14 protein-coding genes and 1 other RNA gene are annotated in these 17254 nt (G+C 71.6%); 10 read left to right on the forward strand and 5 right to left on the reverse strand.

The features are described from left to right. Positions 1-30 precede the first annotated feature (30 nt). From DEJ32_RS00930 to DEJ32_RS00945, 4 genes are all read left to right on the forward strand, one after another. Positions 31-984 carry an AraC family transcriptional regulator gene (locus DEJ32_RS00930; protein WP_181420542.1) on the forward strand — a complete coding sequence of 318 codons (954 nt, stop codon included), beginning with the start codon at positions 31-33 and terminating at the stop codon, positions 982-984. A gap of 120 nt (positions 985-1104) precedes the next feature. Then, on the forward strand, positions 1105-2262 hold the full coding sequence (locus DEJ32_RS00935) for a hypothetical protein (protein WP_110900021.1): 1158 nt from the start codon (positions 1105-1107) through the stop codon (positions 2260-2262). A gap of 38 nt (positions 2263-2300) precedes the next feature. Continuing rightward, positions 2301-3134: a Nif3-like dinuclear metal center hexameric protein gene (locus DEJ32_RS00940; protein ID WP_110900022.1), complete on the forward strand. Its 834-nt coding sequence runs from the start codon at positions 2301-2303 to the stop codon at positions 3132-3134. 2 nt (positions 3135-3136) lie between these two features. Then, positions 3137-3871, forward strand: a complete 735-nt coding sequence (locus DEJ32_RS00945; RefSeq protein ID WP_110900023.1) for a zinc ribbon domain-containing protein — start codon at positions 3137-3139, stop codon at positions 3869-3871. Positions 3872-3930: 59 nt separating this feature from the next. Here DEJ32_RS00945 and rnpB read toward each other — a convergent pair. The 3 genes from rnpB to map all read right to left on the reverse strand — a co-directional run bounded on the left by rnpB (position 3931) and on the right by map (position 6088). Beyond that, positions 3931-4293: RNase P RNA component class A (rnpB, locus tag DEJ32_RS00950), an RNA gene on the reverse strand. 135 nt (positions 4294-4428) lie between these two features. Next, positions 4429-5181, reverse strand: coding sequence for a polyphosphate--glucose phosphotransferase (gene ppgK / locus DEJ32_RS00955; protein ID WP_110825424.1), 753 nt, complete (start codon positions 5179-5181; stop codon positions 4429-4431). A gap of 43 nt (positions 5182-5224) precedes the next feature. Then, entirely contained in the window at positions 5225-6088 is an 864-nt protein-coding gene (gene map, locus DEJ32_RS00960) for a type I methionyl aminopeptidase (RefSeq protein ID WP_110900024.1), read from the reverse strand. Between the two features lie 69 nt (positions 6089-6157). Between map and DEJ32_RS00965 the strand changes: the two genes are divergently transcribed. Next, complete coding sequence (locus DEJ32_RS00965; protein ID WP_110825426.1) at positions 6158-6343, forward strand: SPOR domain-containing protein; 186 nt, start codon at positions 6158-6160, stop codon at positions 6341-6343. A gap of 4 nt (positions 6344-6347) precedes the next feature. Here the strand turns inward: DEJ32_RS00965 and DEJ32_RS00970 are convergent, their stop codons facing one another. Both DEJ32_RS00970 and DEJ32_RS00975 read right to left on the reverse strand, forming a co-directional pair. Then, a complete protein-coding gene (locus DEJ32_RS00970; RefSeq protein ID WP_258368858.1) occupies positions 6348-6602 on the reverse strand; it encodes a CDGSH iron-sulfur domain-containing protein in 255 nt (84 codons plus the stop codon). Next, the gene (locus DEJ32_RS00975) at positions 6583-7674 is read right to left on the reverse strand and encodes an iron-containing redox enzyme family protein (protein WP_258368860.1); all 1092 of its coding nucleotides are present in this window, start codon (positions 7672-7674) and stop codon (positions 6583-6585) included. The genes DEJ32_RS00970 and DEJ32_RS00975 overlap by 20 nt, the downstream gene beginning before the upstream one ends. A 187-nt stretch (positions 7675-7861) precedes the next feature. Here DEJ32_RS00975 and glnA point away from each other — a divergent pair, with 187 nt between their 5' ends. From glnA to DEJ32_RS01000, 5 genes are all read left to right on the forward strand, one after another. After that, a complete protein-coding gene (gene glnA / locus DEJ32_RS00980; protein ID WP_110889700.1) occupies positions 7862-9199 on the forward strand; it encodes a type I glutamate--ammonia ligase in 1338 nt (445 codons plus the stop codon). 34 nt (positions 9200-9233) lie between these two features. Then, complete coding sequence (locus DEJ32_RS00985; RefSeq protein ID WP_110900026.1) at positions 9234-12209, forward strand: bifunctional [glutamine synthetase] adenylyltransferase/[glutamine synthetase]-adenylyl-L-tyrosine phosphorylase; 2976 nt, start codon at positions 9234-9236, stop codon at positions 12207-12209. A 514-nt stretch (positions 12210-12723) separates the two neighbouring features. Continuing rightward, on the forward strand, positions 12724-14298 hold the full coding sequence (locus tag DEJ32_RS00990) for a glycosyltransferase family 2 protein (protein ID WP_110825430.1): 1575 nt from the start codon (positions 12724-12726) through the stop codon (positions 14296-14298). Further along, a complete protein-coding gene (locus DEJ32_RS00995) occupies positions 14291-15835 on the forward strand; it encodes a glycoside hydrolase family 26 protein (protein WP_146234047.1) in 1545 nt (514 codons plus the stop codon). The genes DEJ32_RS00990 and DEJ32_RS00995 overlap by 8 nt, the downstream gene beginning before the upstream one ends. Then, on the forward strand, positions 15832-17250 hold the full coding sequence (locus DEJ32_RS01000) for a UDP-glucose/GDP-mannose dehydrogenase family protein (protein WP_110900028.1): 1419 nt from the start codon (positions 15832-15834) through the stop codon (positions 17248-17250). The genes DEJ32_RS00995 and DEJ32_RS01000 overlap by 4 nt, the downstream gene beginning before the upstream one ends. The last annotated feature ends 4 nt before the right edge of the window (positions 17251-17254 follow it).

A 17254-nucleotide genomic window follows, 5' to 3' on the forward strand; every position in this document is an offset into this window, starting at 1 on the left:
CCAAGCCGTGTCAGCATGCCCGTGATGTGCGTGCCACCCGACCCTCGGAACGTCGTCGAGATGACCGGGATCGACCTCGACGCCGCTCGGACGATGTTCGAGGACGCGTACGACGCCTCGGGCTTCCTCCCCGAGCGATCGGAGCGACCGTTCGGGTACCGCTTCCGCACCGTCGGCGACGCGACGATGTCCTTCCGCTCGACCCGGTACGACGCACGGATGGTCGGCGAGGTCGCGTCCCCGGACGAGTTCGTCGTGACGTGGGTGAGCGACGGCGGCGGCGTGGTCGACGTCGGCCGCGACGAGGTCGCCCTCGTCCCGGGCCGTCCCGTCGTGTTCCCCTCGGACCGTCCGTTCCGCTTCGACCTGATGGACGTCCGGCAGAACCTCGTGCAGGTGGACCGTGCCGTCGTCGAGCGTGTCGCCGCCGAGGTCCACGGCGCCGAGCCCGGCACGGTCGTGCTCGACCACGCGGTGGCACCCGGGGTCGAGGCGGCCCGCGCCTGGAACCTGCACGTGCAGGAGTGGGCGCCGGTCGTCCTCGGGGCCGCTCCGATGTCCGTGCTCGCCCTCGCCGAGGTCGCACGGCGCACCGCCCTCGCCCTGCTCAGCACGTTCCCGCACCACGTCCTGACCCGCCAGGTCCCGGTCCCCGTCGGCGCCTCCGGACGCGTCCGTGCGGCCGTGGAGTACATGCACGCGGTCGCCCACACCCCGATCACCACCACGGACGTCGCCGAGCAGGTCGGTCTGAGCGTCCGCGGGCTGCAGCAGGCCTTCCAACGGCAGATCGGTGTCGCCCCGAACGCGATGCTGCGCGGCATCCGACTGGACCGGGTCCGGGACGAACTCCGGGCAGCGTCGCCCCTCGACACCACCGTCGCGACCGTCGCCCTGCGGTGGGGGTTCGCGCACCTCGGCCGGTTCTCCGCTGCGTACGCGCGTCGCTTCGGCGAATACCCCCGCGACACGCTGCACGGCTGACCCCGCGGATCGCCCCGAGCGACCGACACGCCGCTCACGTCCAGTGCGACATGCCACCCGATCGCGCGACACTCCGCGGATGTCCGCCGATCCGCACCGCGCGATATTCATACTCCTCACATGGAGACGCAGTCCGGTGCACGCACCCCCCTCGTCGACCCCTTCGGTCGGGAACTCGAGGAGTGGTTGCGCGACGCCCCGGCGACGCGCTCCCCGTACGTCGCCGACCTCGTCGTGCCCCCGGTCACCGGTCCCGTCCGCCGCCCGGTGCTCCCCGCCGTCGACGCTCCGGACGTCGACGATCCCGCTGCGCATGCCTCGGTCGCCGACGCTCCGGTGGTGGACGCTCCCGTCGCGGACGCTCCGGTCGCCGACGAAGGTGCCGTCGTGGAGCAGCGCGACGACCGCGCCTTCCGCCGTGACCGCGCGCGCCACGTCGCGGTCTGCGCCCCCTCCTTCCCGGAACCGCCCGAGCGTCTCGCCCTCCGCCTCGACGACCTGGCTGTCGCCCTGAGCGCGACCAGCGGCCGCACCACGATCGAGCGCATCGACCTGCTCGAGGACGAGGTCCGTGTCCGCGACGAGGACCTCGCCCGTCTCGCTGCCTGGGAGGCCGTCGTCGCCGGACTGGCCGGTACCGAGGTCTCGGCCGCCGAGATCGACGGGGCACGCGCCTTCGCCCGCGAGGTCTTCGCCGACCTCCTCGCCGACGCCGCCCTCGAGGCCGACCGCCGCGAGCGGGCCGCGCTCCGCCGTGCCGCGACCGCGCCGGTCCTGGTCGGTGCCGTCCGCCCGCTGCTGCCGGCACCGCACCGCGCGGTGGCCGAGCCCGTCGCACTCGACCTGCCCGCCGACCTCGACGGAGCCGAGGACGCGGACGCACCCGCGCCGAGCACTGCCACCGTGACCGCCGTCGGGCCGCGCACGGCCGTCCGCCCCGTGTCGGGCCTCCTGTCCGGTGCCCCGGTCTCACCGCCGCTGTCGGCGTCGGGCCGCCCCACCCCGCTGGTCCAGCCGGCCACCGGCCCGACCGTCGTCGACCGCGAGGCGTTCGCCGCGGTGCTGCGTGCCCACACGGGCGAGACGCCCGTGGTCTCGGTCGCCGTCCCGGCCGCACCGCCCGTCGTCACCGACGACACGGTCGATGGGCCGACGGACTCCGCGACCGACGTGGACGGGTCCGACCGGGAGGCCCGGGACGCCGCCGACACGACCGCCCGCCCCGGCTGGTGGTCGCGTCTCGTCGCTCGCGTGCTGCGCCTCGTCGGCCGCCGCTGACACCCGGAGCGGGCCCCGCGCCTCGGTACACTGACGGGATGCCGACGCTCCGAGAACTGCAGTCCGTCGTCGAGTCCCTGTGGCCGACCGCCGGAGCGGAGTCCTGGGACTCCGTCGGCCTCGTCTCCGGCGATCCGGACGCGGTGGTCGAGCACGTCCACCTCGCCGTCGACGCCGTCCCCGACACCGCGCGGGAAGCGGTCGCGGCCGGCGCGGACCTGCTCCTCACCCACCACCCGCTCCTGCTGCGTGGTGTGACGACGATCGACGAGTCCACGGTCAAGGGGTCCGTGCTCGCCACGCTGGTCCGTGGCGGCTGCGCGTTGCTCGCGGCCCACACGAACGCCGACGTCGTCACCACCGGGACGTCGGCGGTGCTCGCGGAGCGGATCGGGCTCGTCGACCAGCGCCCCATCGACCCGGCGGCGGACGGCATCACCGGGATCGGCCGCGTCGGCGTGCTGCCCGAGCCGATGCCCCTCGGCGCACTGGCCCGACGGATCGTCGACGTGTTGCCCGCCACCGCGACGGGCGTCCGCGTCTCCGGGGAGTACGACCACCCGGTCCGGACGGTCGCGCTCTGCGCCGGGGCGGGGGACTCGTACCTCGGGCACCCGGCCGTGCGGGCCGCCGACGTCTACGTGACGAGCGACCTCCGGCACCACCCCGCGTCCGAGTTCCGCGAACAGGCTCTGCTCGCCGACGGACCGGCGCTCGTCGACACGTCCCACTGGGCGACCGAGTGGCTCTGGCTGAACGTCGCCGCCGAGCAGCTGCGTGTGGCCGCCGGTGTGCACGTGACCGTGAGCGACCTCCGTACCGACCCGTGGGACTTCGCCGTCCTGCCATCCGCACCCAACGAAGGAGCCTGACCATGAAGGCAGCACCCGAGGACCAGGCCACCCTGCTCGACCTGCAGCGACTCGACAACGACATCACGCGTCTGGCGCACCGGATCAGCTCCCTGCAGAAGGGCGAGCACCTCACCGAACTCGGCACCCGCGCCGCGGCCCTCCGCGCGCAGCTCGTCGTCGCCGTCGGCGAGGTCGAGGACGCCGAACGCGACCTCGCCCGGCTCGAGTCCGACACCGCGACCGCACAGGCCCGTGTCGAGCGGGACACGACCCTGCTCCAGAACGTCGGCAACGCGAAGGACGCCGCCGGGCTGCAGAACGAACTCGACTCGCTGACCCGGCGCATCGGTGACCTCGAGACGCAGGAGCTCGAGGTCATGGAGACGCTCGACCGCCTCCGCGCACGGGTCGGCGACGTCGAAGCGCAACTCGCTGAGCTCGACGGCGAGCGTGGACGGCTCATGGGCGTCCGCGACGACGGCATCGCCCGGTTCGAGAAGGACCGCGTCGCGGCCGTGCAGGCGCGGGCGGACGTGGCTGCTGCGGTCCCGGCAGACCTCCTCGCCCTCTACGAGCGGCAGCGTGCGCGGTACGGGTTCGGCGCGTCGCTCCTGCAGGGCGGCGTCTCGACGGCGTCCGGGGTGACGCTGACGAACTCCGACCTGGCGGCGATCCGAGCAGCGGCACCGGACGACGTCGTGCTCTGCCCGGACAGCGACGCGATCCTCGTGCGGACGGCGGAGTCCGGCCTCTGAGTCGACGACGACGGCCCCCGACACCTCGCGGTGTCGGGGGCCGTGCTGTGTGGATCGAGGCGAACGGGCCGGCCGTACGCCGGGTTCTGTCCCGCGACTTCCGCCGCGGTGACGGCCATCTCTCTCGGACCGACGTTGCCGTCGGCCTCCAGCGGTCCACCCGAGGACTCGGCGAGCAGCCTCGACGTCCTCTGTCTGACCTTGCTCCGGGCGAGGTTTACCGAGCGGATCCGGTCACCCGGACCCCTGGTGGTCTCTTACACCACCGTTTCACCCTTACCGACGTCGCCGCCGGCGGTCTGCTTTCTGTGGCACTGTCTCGCGGATTGCTCCGGGTGGGTGTTACCCACCGCCCTGCTCTGTGGAGCCCGGACGTTCCTCGGCACTCCCGGGGGAGTGACGCGACCGTCTCACCGACCCGTTCGCTCATCCCATCCTACGGGCAGACGCGACCGTGCAGTGCAGGACGATCGGCGACCCGTTCGCTGGTCGCGTCCGACGGGGCAGACGCGACCGTGCAGTGCAGGACGATCGGCGACCCGTCCGCTCCGACGAGTTCAGCCGTTGCTGCGCGCGGCCAGGGTCGCGGCGCCGATGATGCCGGCGTTGTTCCGGAGCGTCGCCGGGATGATCTCGGCCTGCAGGTCGAGCAACGGCAGGAACTCCTCGTGCTGCTTCGACACCCCGCCGCCGACGACGAACAGCTCGGGGGAGAGCAGGGCCTCGAGGCGCGAGTAGTACTTCTGCAGCCGCTTCGCCCAGTGCTTCCACGACAGGTCGTCGCGCTCCTTGGCGGCGAACGACGCCTTCGTCTCGTAGTCGACGCCGTCGATCTCGAGGTGCCCGAGTTCGGCGTTGACGATGAGCACGCCGTCGTTGATGAGGGCGGTGCCGATGCCGGTGCCGAGGGTGGTCACGATGACGAGGCCGTCACGGCCCTTCGCGGCACCGAACTGCTGCTCGGCGAACCCGGCGGCGTCGGCGTCGTTGACGAAGTGGATCGAGCGACCGAGTTCCTTCTCGAAGAGCGCCTCGGCCTCGAAGCCGATCCACTTCTTCGACACGTTCGCCGCCGACATGGTCTTGCCGCCGCGCACGATCGCCGGGAAGCAGACACCGACGGCCACGTCCGACGCCGGCGACAGGTCGTCGAGGATCGACTTGGCCACGTCGACGATGTCCTGCGGCTTCCCGCCCTCGGGCGTCGCCTTCTTGATGCGGTCGGTCGTGAGCTGGCCGGACTCGGTGTCGACGATCGCGCCCTTGATGCCTGTACCGCCGATGTCGACGCCGACTGCGAGTGAGGTCATGAGGAACGGTGCCTTCCGTTAGACGTGCTGAGGGGTGGTGCGGTCAGGAGACGGTGAGGAGCTCGGCGCCGCGTTCGGTGACGACGAGCGTGTGCTCGAACTGCGCGGTCCACGACCGATCCCGCGTGGTCACGGTCCAGTCGTCGTCCCAGATGTCGGCGTCGATCGCGCCCAGCGTCAGCATGGGTTCGATCGTGAAGACCATGCCGGGCTTGATGACGGTGTCGTACCGGACGTCGTCGACGTGCGGGATGATCAGCCCGGAGTGGAACGCCCGGCCGACGCCGTGACCGGTGTAGTCGCGGACGACGCCGTAGCCGAAGCGCTTGGCGTACGACTCGATGGCGCGGCCGATGACGTTCACCTGCCGGCCGGGGGCGACGGCGCGGATGCCGCGGCGCAGGGCCTCCTCGGTCCGGGTGACGAGGTCCTGGACCTCCTGCGACGCCGAGCCGACCACGAAGGTGCGGTTCGTGTCGCCGTGCATGCCGTCCTTGTACGCCGTGATGTCGATGTTCACGATGTCGCCGTCCTGCAGCACCGTGTCGTCCGGGATGCCGTGGCAGATGACCTCGTTGAGGGACGAGCAGAGCGACTTCGGGAAGCCGCGGTAGCCGAGCGTGGAGGGGTAGGCACCGTGGCCGACGACGAACTCGTGCCCGATCCGGTCGAGCTCGTCCGTCGTCACACCCGGGCGGATGGCGGCACCCACCGCGTCGATGGCCTGCGAGGCGATGCGCCCGGCGGTGCGGATGCGGTCGACCTCGTCGGGCGTGTACGTGTCGCCGAGGCCGTGCTCGTGCGGTTCCACCTTGCCGACGTACTCGGGACGCTCGATGTCCTTCGGGACCGGCCGCTGCGGGGAGATCCGGCCGGCGGTCAGGTGTCCGTGTTCGTCCCGGGGCATGCGCTCCACTCTAGCGGCGGGCCGGAGCGGCCTGCCCGCGCCGTGCGGTCGGCGGGTACGGTCGGGCTCATGAGCGACGAACGCATCGAGTCCCAGTGGTGGTACAACGACAAGACCGGCGAGGTCGAACAGGGCCTCAAGTCGACGAACCGACACCACATCGGTCCGTTCGCCACCCGCGACGAGGCCGCGCACGCCCTCGACCGCATCCGCGCGAACAACGAGCGCGCGGACGCGGCCGACGCCGAGGGCTGACCCGCTACTCGGCGGAGCTGTCGCTGCCGTCCGCCGGGAGCTCGGGTTCGGTGCGGAAGCCGATGAGCTTGTGCGTGCCGTCGCAGTACGGCTTCAGCACCGACTTGCCGCACCGGCAGAGCGCCACGGTGCGGCGGCGCCGGGGCAGTTCCTGCCCGTCCGGCCCGAGCACCGCGACGTCCCCGCGGAGCAGGAACGGCCCGTCCGGGTAGGCGACGATCGACGGCTCGTCGGCCTGCTCACGCGACAACCGTGACACCGCCCGACGTGACGGCGGTGTCGTCGAGCGGACGGCGGAGCGAGCTGCGCCCGGCCTCCCAGCTCGAGAGCAGCTGGGCGCCGGCCATCCCCTCGACCGTCAGGCACGCCGCCGCGCCGAACATGACGTCGTCCAGGAGGGTCGGGTCGGCCTCCACGAGCCCGCCGGCGAGGTCGCGACCGGCGATCTGCTCGTGCACGGCGTCGGCCTCGACGTGCTCGTCGAAGTACCAGGTCGCGTCCTCGTCGAACCCGTTCCGGCGGAACCCGTCCCCGTAGAGCTTGCTCGGGATCGAGGACGTCATCTCGAACGCGGCGAGGTGTCCGACGATCGCGCCGCGCAGGCGCCGGTGCAGCCCGAACATGGTCATCATGTTGAGCGCGCCGAGCGTGATCGCCGGCAGGTGGTCGACGTAGGCACCGTACGAGTCGTCGAGCCCGGCGGCCCGGAGCGTCCGGGCGAAGATCGCCGAGTGCATGCGCTTGGGCCGTCCACCGCCGTACTCGTCCGACTGGATCTCGACGAGCGCGGCCTTCGCGCGTCCGGAGAGACGGGGGATGGCCCAGCTGTGCGGGTCGGCCTCCTTCAGCGTGTACGCGGTCTTCTGCACGAGGAACTCGCGGATCTGCTCACGGTCGGCCTTGCGTGCCACCCATCGGGAGACACTCGGTCCGCTGTCGGCGGCGGTGAGGGCGAAGAGGGCTGCCGACACCGCCTCGGCCGTGGCCTCCGGCCGTTCCGGTACCGGGACGACGGCGCGCACGGCGGACTCGAGCGCCGTCTCGAGCACGGCGCGCGTCGCGAGCAGCGTCGTGTCCCACTCCAGCCGGTCGTCGACCCCGTGGACCCCGCCGTGGTGGAGTTCGTACAGGACGAAGAGCGCGAGCTGGACGTCGTCGTCGTGCAGGACGTCGGACGCGGCGGCGACGGCGGCGGCCGCGGTGGTCGGCAGCGATTCCCCGGGCGCACCGGAGAGCAGGGCGTCGAGGACGGCCGCGCTCAACGGGCCGCGCGGCTCCGGCGCAGGCATGGGGGTCTGGGTGAGGACTTCGGTGGCGTCGAGGACGGCCATGACGGTGCTCCTTCGCGGATCGGTACCACTCCGATACTGGTCGGTACCCCTGACAACCGGCCGCGCGGGACGTCGACCGCGCGCGTCCCGCCCACGACCAGCGGCCTGGGCACTAGCCTGTGTGCACGGTCGCGATGCGGCCTCCGGCGAGCCGCGACGCGGCCCGGCGAACACGGAAAGGTCGTGCATGGACAAGCAGACGGACTTCGTGCTCCGCACCATCGAGGAGCGCGGGATCAAGTTCATCCGACTCTGGTTCACCGACGTGATCGGCACGCTCAAGTCGGTCGCCATCGCACCGGCCGAGGTCGAGGGTGCGTTCGCCGAGGGCATCGGGTTCGACGGTTCGGCGATCGAGGGGCTCACCCGGTCGTACGAGGCCGACGTGCTCGCGCACCCGGACCCCTCGACCTTCCAGATCCTGCCGTGGCGCGGTGAGGTCGACCCCACCGCGCGGATGTTCTGCGACATCACGACGCCGGACGGGCAGCCCGCCGTGGCCGACCCGCGCAACGTCCTGAAGCGGACCCTCGCGAAGGCGAGCGACCGCGGCTTCACCTTCTACACGCACCCCGAGATCGAGTTCTACCTGCTGAAGAGCCGTGACTGGAAGGACGGCGGCCCGCAGCCTGTCGACCAGGCGGGTTACTTCGACAACGTCCCCGGCGGCAGCGCACACGACTTCCGTCGGCGCTCGGTCCGCATGCTCGAGGACCTCGGCATCTCGGTGGAGTTCTCCCACCACGAGGCCGGTCCCGGGCAGAACGAGATCGACCTCCGCTACGCCGACGCGCTGACCATGGCGGACAACATCATGACCTTCCGCACCGTGGTCAAGGAGGTGGCGATCGAGCAGGGCGTGTACGCGACCTTCATGCCGAAGCCCCTGTCCGGTCAGCCCGGGTCCGGCATGCACACGCACGTCTCGCTCTTCGAGGGCGACCAGAACGCGTTCTACGAGCCCGGCGGCGAGTACCAGCTCTCGCCGACGGCCAAGCAGTTCATCGCCGGTGTGCTCCGGCACGCGCCGGAGATCACCGCGGTGACGAACCAGTTCGTGAACTCGTACAAGCGGCTCTGGGGCGGTGACGAGGCCCCGTCCTTCGTCACCTGGGGCCACAACAACCGCTCGGCGCTCGTCCGGGTGCCGCTGTACAAGCCGAACAAGGGTCAGTCCGCCCGTGTCGAGTACCGCGGCATCGACTCCGCCGCGAACCCCTACCTGGCGTACTCGCTGCTGCTCGCCGCCGGCCTGAAGGGCATCGAGGAGGGCTACGAGCTCCCCGCCGAGGCCGAGGACAACGTCTGGAGCCTGTCCGACTCCGAGCGGAAGGCCCTCGGCTACAGCCAGCTGCCGGCGAGCCTCGACCACGCACTGTCGCTCATGGAGGACTCCGAGCTCGTCGCCGAGACCCTCGGTGAGCAGGTCTTCAACTTCGTCCTGCTGAACAAGCGCCAGGAGTGGAAGCGGTACCGCGACCAGGTGACGCCGTTCGAGCTGGACACGAACCTCGGCATGCTCTGATCCACCGGCAGCGCACCACGGGAGCACTCGCGAGATGACGGGCAGGACGGCGACGTCGCGGTCACAGCTGGCGCGGCTCGGCTTCGCCGACCTGTCCGGCACGCTCGAGCGGATCGCCGCCCTGGAGGCCCGCCCCGCGTCGGACCCCCGTGTCCCGATCGCGGAGGCCGAGTCCGTCTGGGCCGCCACCGCGGACCCGGACGGTGCCCTGCTCGCGATCGAGCGTCTGGTCGAGGCGGTTCCGGACCGGCTGCGTCCCGTCCTCGCCGACCCGGCCGCCACCGAGCGTCTGGTCCGGCTGCTCGGCTCCTCGATCGGCCTCGCCGAGTTCCTGCAGCGACGCCCGGAGGAACTGACGCTGCTGCTCGACCCGGTCACCCCGCCGCAGTCCCAGGAGCGCTACACGGCCTCCCTGACCGAGGCCGTCGACGGCAGCTCGGGCGAGACCGCGCGCCGCCGCCTCCGGGTCCGCTACCGCCGGCACCTCGCCCAGATCGCCCTGTTCGACGTCCTGCACCCGGTGCCGACCGAGGCGTTCCCGGCCGTGGCAGCCGGGCTCGCCGACCTGGCCGGCGCCGCGCTCGACGTCGCGGTCGCCGTGGCCCGTCGCGAGGTCCCGTTCCCCGCCGCCGAGGTCGCCGCGACCCCCCTCGCGGTCATCGCGATGGGCAAGGCGGGCGCCCGCGAGCTGAACTACGTCAGCGACGTGGACGTCATCTACGTCACCGAACCGACCGAGCCGGCGGAGGGCGACGACGCGCCGTCGATCGGGACCGACCGCGCGGTCCTCATCGCGACCCGCCTCGCGATCGCGGCCACGCACGTCATCACCGACCTCGCCGCGGAGCCCGCGCTGTGGGAGGTCGACGCGAACCTCCGCCCGGAGGGCAAGGACGGCGCGCTCGTCCGGACGCTGGAGTCCCACGTGGCCTACTACGAGCGGTGGGCGAAGGGGTGGGAGTTCCAGGCGCTGCTCAAGGCGCGGGCGATCGCCGGGTCGATCGACCTGGGGGAGCGGTACGTCGCCGCGGTGGCGCCCTTCGTGTGGGAGTCGTCGAAGCGCCCCGGGTTCGTCGAGTCCGTTCAGCGGATGCGGGAGCGGGTCACCGCGCACATCCCGGACGGTCAGGTGGACCGCCAGCTGAAGCTCGGCCCGGGTGGCCTGCGCGACGTCGAGTTCACGGTGCAGCTGCTCCAGCTCGTGCACGGCCGGGACGACGAGTCCGTGCGGGTCCGGTCGACGCTCGAGGCCATGGACGCCCTGGCGGCCGCGGGCTACGTCGGACGTCCCGAAGCGGCCCGGTTCGGGCCGGACTACGCCCTGCTCCGGGTGCTCGAGCACCACATCCAGCTCCGACGGCTGCAGCGGACGCACCTCATGCCGAGCGACGAGGACGAACTCCGCGTGCTCGCCCGGTCGACGCGACTGGCGTCCTCGGCGTCGGCGCTGCAGGACCGCTGGCGATCGGTGAAGCTCGAGGTGCGGGGGCTGCACGAGCGGCTCTTCTACCGGCCGATGCTCTCGGCGGTGGCGGCGACCGACGGTGAGATCGTCCTGACGAGCGGACAGGTCCGCGACCGCCTGACCGCGATCGGGTTCCTCGACCCGGACGGCGCCGTCGCACACATCCGTGCCCTGACGCAGGGGACCTCGCGCCGTGCGGCCATCCAACGAAACCTGCTGCCGGTGCTCCTGCGGTGGATGGCGGAGGGACCGGCACCGGACCGCGCCCTCCTGGCCTTCCGGCGACTGAGCGACACCCTGGGGGAGTCGAGCTGGTTCCTCCGGATGCTCCGCGACTCCTCGGGCGCCGCGCACAGCCTCACGACGGTGCTGTCGGAGTCGGCGTTCCTGTCGGGACTGCTCGAGCGCTTCCCGGAGGCCGTCGCCTGGCTCGACGAACCGGAGACCCTGCTGCGCCCCCGACCGCTGCCGGCCCTGCTCGCGGAGACCGGAGCGACGACCGCCCGTCACGGCGACGCCGTGGACACGGCGGCGGCCCTCCTGCGCAGCGTCCGTCGGCGGGAGACGCTGCGCCTGGGCATGGCGGCGGTGCTCGGGCACCTCGACGTCGACGGGCTCGGTCCTGCGCTGAGCGACGTGACGGAGGCGACGCTGAGCGGCGCACTCGACCTGGCCCGTCGGGACGCCCCGGAGGGCCTGGAGTTCGGCGTCATCGCGATGGGGCGGTACGGCGGCCGCGAGCTCGGGTTCGGGTCCGACGCGGACGTCCTGTTCGTGTACCGGTCCGAGACGGTGCCGAACGAGGTCGCGTCGCGGGCGGCGCAGGTGGTCGTGCGCGAACTGAACCGGTTGACCGAGGACGCCCTGCACCCCTTCGAGCTCGACATCGGGCTGCGGCCGGAGGGCGGGAACGGCCCGGTCGTGCGCTCGTTCGACTCCTACGCCGCGTACTACGCCCGCTGGTCGCTCACATGGGAGGCCCAGGCCCTGCTGCGGGCCCGCGGTGCCGTGGGGGACCCGCAGCTCCTCCGGGACTTCGAGCACCTCGCCGACCGCACGCGGTACCCGGAGTCGATCGAGGAGCGCGAGGTCCGTGAGGTCCGGCGCATCAAGGCCCGCGTCGAGTCGGAGCGGCTGCCGCGCGGAGCCGACCCCGCACGGCACCTCAAGCTCGGACGTGGTTCCCTCAGCGACGTCGAGTGGTTCGTGCAGCTCCTGCAGCTGCAGCACGGGCGCGCGCAGCCGTCGCTCCGGACCACCTCGACGCTCGAGGCCCTCGACGCTGCGACGGAAGCCGGCTGGGTCACCGCGGAGGACGCCGAGAAGCTCGCGGCCGCCTGGCGGTTCGCCTCGCGCACGAGGAGCGCGCTCGTGCTCTGGTCCGGTCGCACGACCGACGTCCTGCCGGTCGAACGCACGCAGCTCGAGGGGATCGCGCGTCTGCTGGAGTACCCGCCGGGCTCGGCGTCGCAGCTCGAGGAGGACTACCTCGCCGTGACGCGTCGCGCGCGACAGGTGTTCGAACGCGAGTTCTACGGCACCTGAACACTCGACGGGCCGCGCGACACGCCCGGGGTGCTCCGTTCGGGCGGAGGAGCGCGAGTTGTCTTCCGCAATTTCCACGACGCCGCCGCCGTACCCCGAGTGATGGAATACCGTACCCCGTTCGGTTCAGCCGCGGTCCCGCTGTCAGCGCGTGACCAGGGTTTCGGAACACGCGCGGCCCACGCCGGAACGGCTGTCGGCGGTCACTGCCGATGTGCCTGCTGACCGGGGGTTCCTCGTCTGCTGGTGCAAAGCCTCCCGGCCGGACTCCCCGTCGACGGCCGGGCCGCGAGCCGTGGGACCGGTCCACGGAACTGCTGTCAGCACCAGTGCGGACACGGCCCTGTCCGGCGTGCAGTGGACGCCGGTGTACCCCGGGGCACAACGCCGTCACCCCCGGCCGAGGGGCACGTTGCGCGGCGCGTCTGCGTTCTGTCTGAATGAGGACACCCGAACCGACCCCCGATTTCCCGATGGCGCGGAATCTCCCCTTCGAACGTTGCAGCAGGGATCGATGTTCACCTTCATCCTCCAGATCCGGCAGATGGTCGACGGCCACCCCGAGTTCTACCTCTTCACCGTGTACTCACTGGTGATCTGGTTGCTCTGGTTGCTCAAGGTCGTCCTCTCCGCCCGGTACCGCCCCTTCACCGGCACGTACACCGGGACGACCAGCGTGGTCGTCCCCGTCGTGGACGAGCCGCTCGACCTGTTCCGTGACGTCATCGGCCGCATGGTCGAGCAGCGTCCCGGCGAGATCATCGTCGTCATCAACGGCGCCCGGAACGAGGCACTCGAAGCGGTCTGCGACGAGTTCGCGCCGCTGGTCCGCTGGACCCACACGCCGATCCCCGGCAAGCGCAACGCCGTCAAGGTCGGCACCGAGATGTCCACCGGCGACATCACGGTGCTCGTCGACTCCGACACCGTCTGGACGCCCGGCACCCTCGTCGAACTCCTCCGGCCGTTCGCGGACGAGTCGGTCGGCGGCGTCACCACCCGCCAGCGCATCCTCGAGCCGACCCGCTCGTGGATCACCCGCTGGGCGGACTGGCTCGAGAACTCCCGCGCGCTGTACTCGATGCCCGCGCAGAGCGTGCTCGGGCAGATCGGCTGCCTGCCCGGTCGCACGATCGCGTTCCGCCGCAGCATCCTCGTCCGTGTCATGGACAAGTTCATGCACGAGGAGTTCATGGGCGTCTTCCTCGAGGTGTCCGACGACCGGACGCTCACGAACCTGACGCTCAAGGAGGGCTACCGGACCGTCTACCAGTACACGTCGCTCGTGTACACGGACGCCCCGCTGCAGGTGAAGAAGCTGTTCAAGCAGCAGCTCCGCTGGGCCCGTGGGTCGCAGTACAACACGCTGCGGATGCTGCCCTGGATGCTCGGCCACGCGCCGGTCCTCGCCCTGTTCTTCCTGACGGACATCATCCTGCCGTTCATGCTCTTCGGCGTGATCGCCGGCTGGGTCTACCGGGCGCTCACCGGGCAGGGTCAGAACCTGTACGAGGGGATCCTGCACCAGTACGGCTTCTCGACGGGGTTCGTCTACGTGGCGGGGCTCATGGTCGTCTCGAGCGTGCTGAGCATGGCGATCCGGCAGATGCGGCACCTGGCCGAGAAGCCCTCCGACTTCTTCCGCCTGCCGATGTTCATCATCGTCTCGACGTTCTTCCTCATGCCGATCCGCCTCATCGGGTTCTTCCGCCTCGCTCACGCGAGCGGTTGGGGGACCCGTGCCGGTGCCTACGCCGGCGGTCCGGTCGAGGAGGACCCGGCGCAGCCGCAGCCCCGGGCCGCGGCCGTCCCGGGAAGTCCGGTCGACCACGACCCGTCCGCCCCGGTCGGCGGGACGGACGAGCAGGCCGCCGTCGACCGCGCGTTCGACGAGATCTTCGGTCCGGACGCCACCACGGCCTCCACCACGACCGTCCTCGCCACCCGCCGCGACGTCGCGACCGCGACGGAGCGACAGGCACAGCGCGCCCCGAAGCCCTCCCGTCCCCGTCGTCTCAACCCCTACGCGTCGATCCCCTACGTGATCGGGATCGCGGTCTTCGCTCTGGAGGCGTTCCTCATTGTCTGATCTCCCTCGCTCCACCGGCACCTGGTGGGCACCCTCGTCCCGACACGCCAAGCGCACCGCCGTCGGCATGGCGGCCATCGTCGCCGTCCTCTCGCTCATCACCTGGTCGGTGTGGATCTCGCCCTCCGGGCCGGTCTCCTCGGCAGTCAGCCGAGCGCTCGGCGTCCCGACCAAGCAGGAGCAACCGGCGGACGCCGAGGCGCTCGAAGCGAAGCTCACCGCAGCCCAGGAGCGGATCTGGAAGCTCGAGGGCAAGCTGCAGAGCACCACGGCGCAGGCCGGCTCCCGCGGCGACCAGCTCACGCAGCTCAAGGGCCAGATCGCGGACCTGCGGTCGCAGCTCGCGCACGCCCGGTCGGCGTCCGGAGCGGACCACTCCTCGGGAGGCTCGTCCTCCTCCGGCACGTCGGCCTCCGGCGGCCACGCCGGCAGCTCCGGGTCCGGGTCCGGGTCGGGGTCCGGCTCCGGAGCGTCCGGGCAGGGCGGCGGTCCGACCGTCGTGCCCGGGAAGGACGGCCCGTCGACGGACCCGGACCCCGCGGTCCCCGTCGACGTCCCGACCAAGGCCGAGGTGCTCGCACAGCAGTCCCGCTGGTACGGCCTGTACACGGCGCAGTCGCCCTTCAACTGGGCGGAGTACGACCAGGTGTCCCAGCAGGTCGGTACCGCCACGAACATGGTCGGCTACTTCCAGGGCTTCGACCAGGACTTCAACGCCGACGCCGTCCAGCGCTCCTGGACGAACGGTCGCGTCCCGATGCTCACCTGGGAGAGCCGTCCGTTGAAGACCGGCAACGACCAGAAGTACGTGCCCGGCTACACGAACGCCGACGTCACCGGCGGGGCGTTCGACCGCTACCTGACGCAGTACGCGGAGGCCCTCGTGGCGAACGGCCAGCCCGTCGTCATCCGGCTCGACCACGAGATGAACGGCAGCTGGTACAACTGGGCCGACGGCACCGTCCAGCAGAACGCACCGGGTTCGTTCGTCGCGATGTGGCAGCACGTGCACGACGTCTTCGACCGTGCCGGCGCGAACGACTACGTCATCTGGAACTGGTCGCCGACGCGGATCGACGCCCTGGGCAACCCGAAGTACCAGACGCTCGACTACCTGAAGGCGTACTACCCGGGTGACGACTACGTCGACTGGGTCGGCATGAGCGGCTACTACCGGAAGGCGGCCGAGGCGCCGACGTTCGACACCACCTTCGCGAAGACCATCGAGCAGCTCCGGCAGATCGCGCCCGAGAAGCGAATCCTGCTCAGCGAGATCGGCGCGACCGAGACCGGTGCCACGGTCACGGACGGCCAGAAGGCGCGCTGGATCACCTCGCTCTTCGACGCCCTCGCCGACCCGGCGAACGCCGACGTCATCGGCTTCGCGTACTTCAGCGAGACCGCCACCACCATCGTCGACGGTGCCCGCACGACGAACGACTGGCGACTCAACTCCCGGGCCGACAGCATGGCGGCCTTCGCGGCCGGCATCGCCCGGAACGACATCGACTACGACCTGCAGGAGGTCAAGAAGTGACCACATCGCCATCCCGGGACCACGCCCGCCCCGCTCCCGTCATCAGCGTCATCGGCACCGGCTACCTCGGTGCCACGCACGCCGCCGCCATGGCCGAGATGGGCTTCGAGACCATCGGCGTGGACGTCGACCCGGCGAAGCTCGCGGCCCTGTCGGCCGGGCAGGTGCCGTTCTACGAGCCCGGACTGCCCGAACTCATCACGAAGCACGTCGCCACCGGGCGGCTCCGCTTCACCTCCTCGATCTCGGAAGCGGTCGCTGCGGCCGACGTGCACTTCGTCTGCGTCGGGACACCGCAGAAGGCCGGGTCGCACGCCGCGAACCTGTCCTACGTGGAGGCCGCCACCCGCGGTGTCGCCGAGCACCTCACCCACCCGGGGCTCATCGTCGGCAAGTCCACGGTCCCGGTCGGGACGGCAGCGCGCCTCCGCGGCATCGTCAGCGAGTTCACGCCCGCCGGCATCGACGCCGAACTCGTCTGGAACCCCGAGTTCCTGCGCGAGGGCAAGGCCGTCGAGGACACGCTCCACCCGGACCGCTTGGTCTGGGGCGGTGCGTCGGAGGCGGCGGACGCGGTGATCCGCGAGGTGTACGCCGCCCCGATCAGCGAGGGGACCCCGGTCATCACGACCGACCTCGCCACCGCCGAGCTCGTGAAGGTGAGCGCGAACGCGTTCCTCGCGACGAAGATCTCGTTCATCAACGCGATCTCCGAGATGTGCGCGATCACGGGCGCGGACGTCTCGACGCTCGCGGACGCCCTCGGGCACGACGCCCGCATCGGCCGGAAGTTCCTCAACGCCGGTCTCGGATTCGGGGGCGGGTGCCTGCCGAAGGACATCCGGGCGCTCATGCACCGCGCGGCCGAACTCGGCGCCGGGCGGGTCGTCGGGCTCATGCAGCAGGTCGACGAGATCAACATGGGCCAGCGCCAGCGGGTCATCGACATGGCGATCGAGTCCGCCGGGGGATCGGTGCTCAACCGCCGGATCGCCGTCGTCGGAGCGGCCTTCAAGCCGATGACCGACGACGTCCGGGACTCGCCGGCGCTCAACGTCGCGGCGGCGCTGCACCTCCGCGGCGCCCAGGTGACGCTGTGGGACCCCGAGGCGATGGAGACGGCGCGGCGCTCGTTCCCGACCCTCACGTACGCCGGATCGATGACGGAGGCGATCGAGGGCGCCGACCTCGTGCTCGTCCTCACGGAGTGGGACGAGGTCGTCGAGGCCGACCCGGTCGCCCTCGCCGCCCTCGTCGGTCAGCGGGTCGTGATCGACGCGCGCAACTGCCTCCCGGCCGCACGGTGGGTCGGGGCGGGCTGGACCGTCCGCTCCCTCGGCCGACCGAGCCCGGCCGCTGCACCGGCCACGAGCGTCGCGGCCGGTGTGACGGACGCGCTGGTGACCGCGCGCTGAACAG

Origin of the sequence: Curtobacterium sp. MCPF17_046 (genome assembly GCF_003224295.1) — a bacterium.
Lineage (GTDB): Bacteria > Actinomycetota > Actinomycetes > Actinomycetales > Microbacteriaceae > Curtobacterium.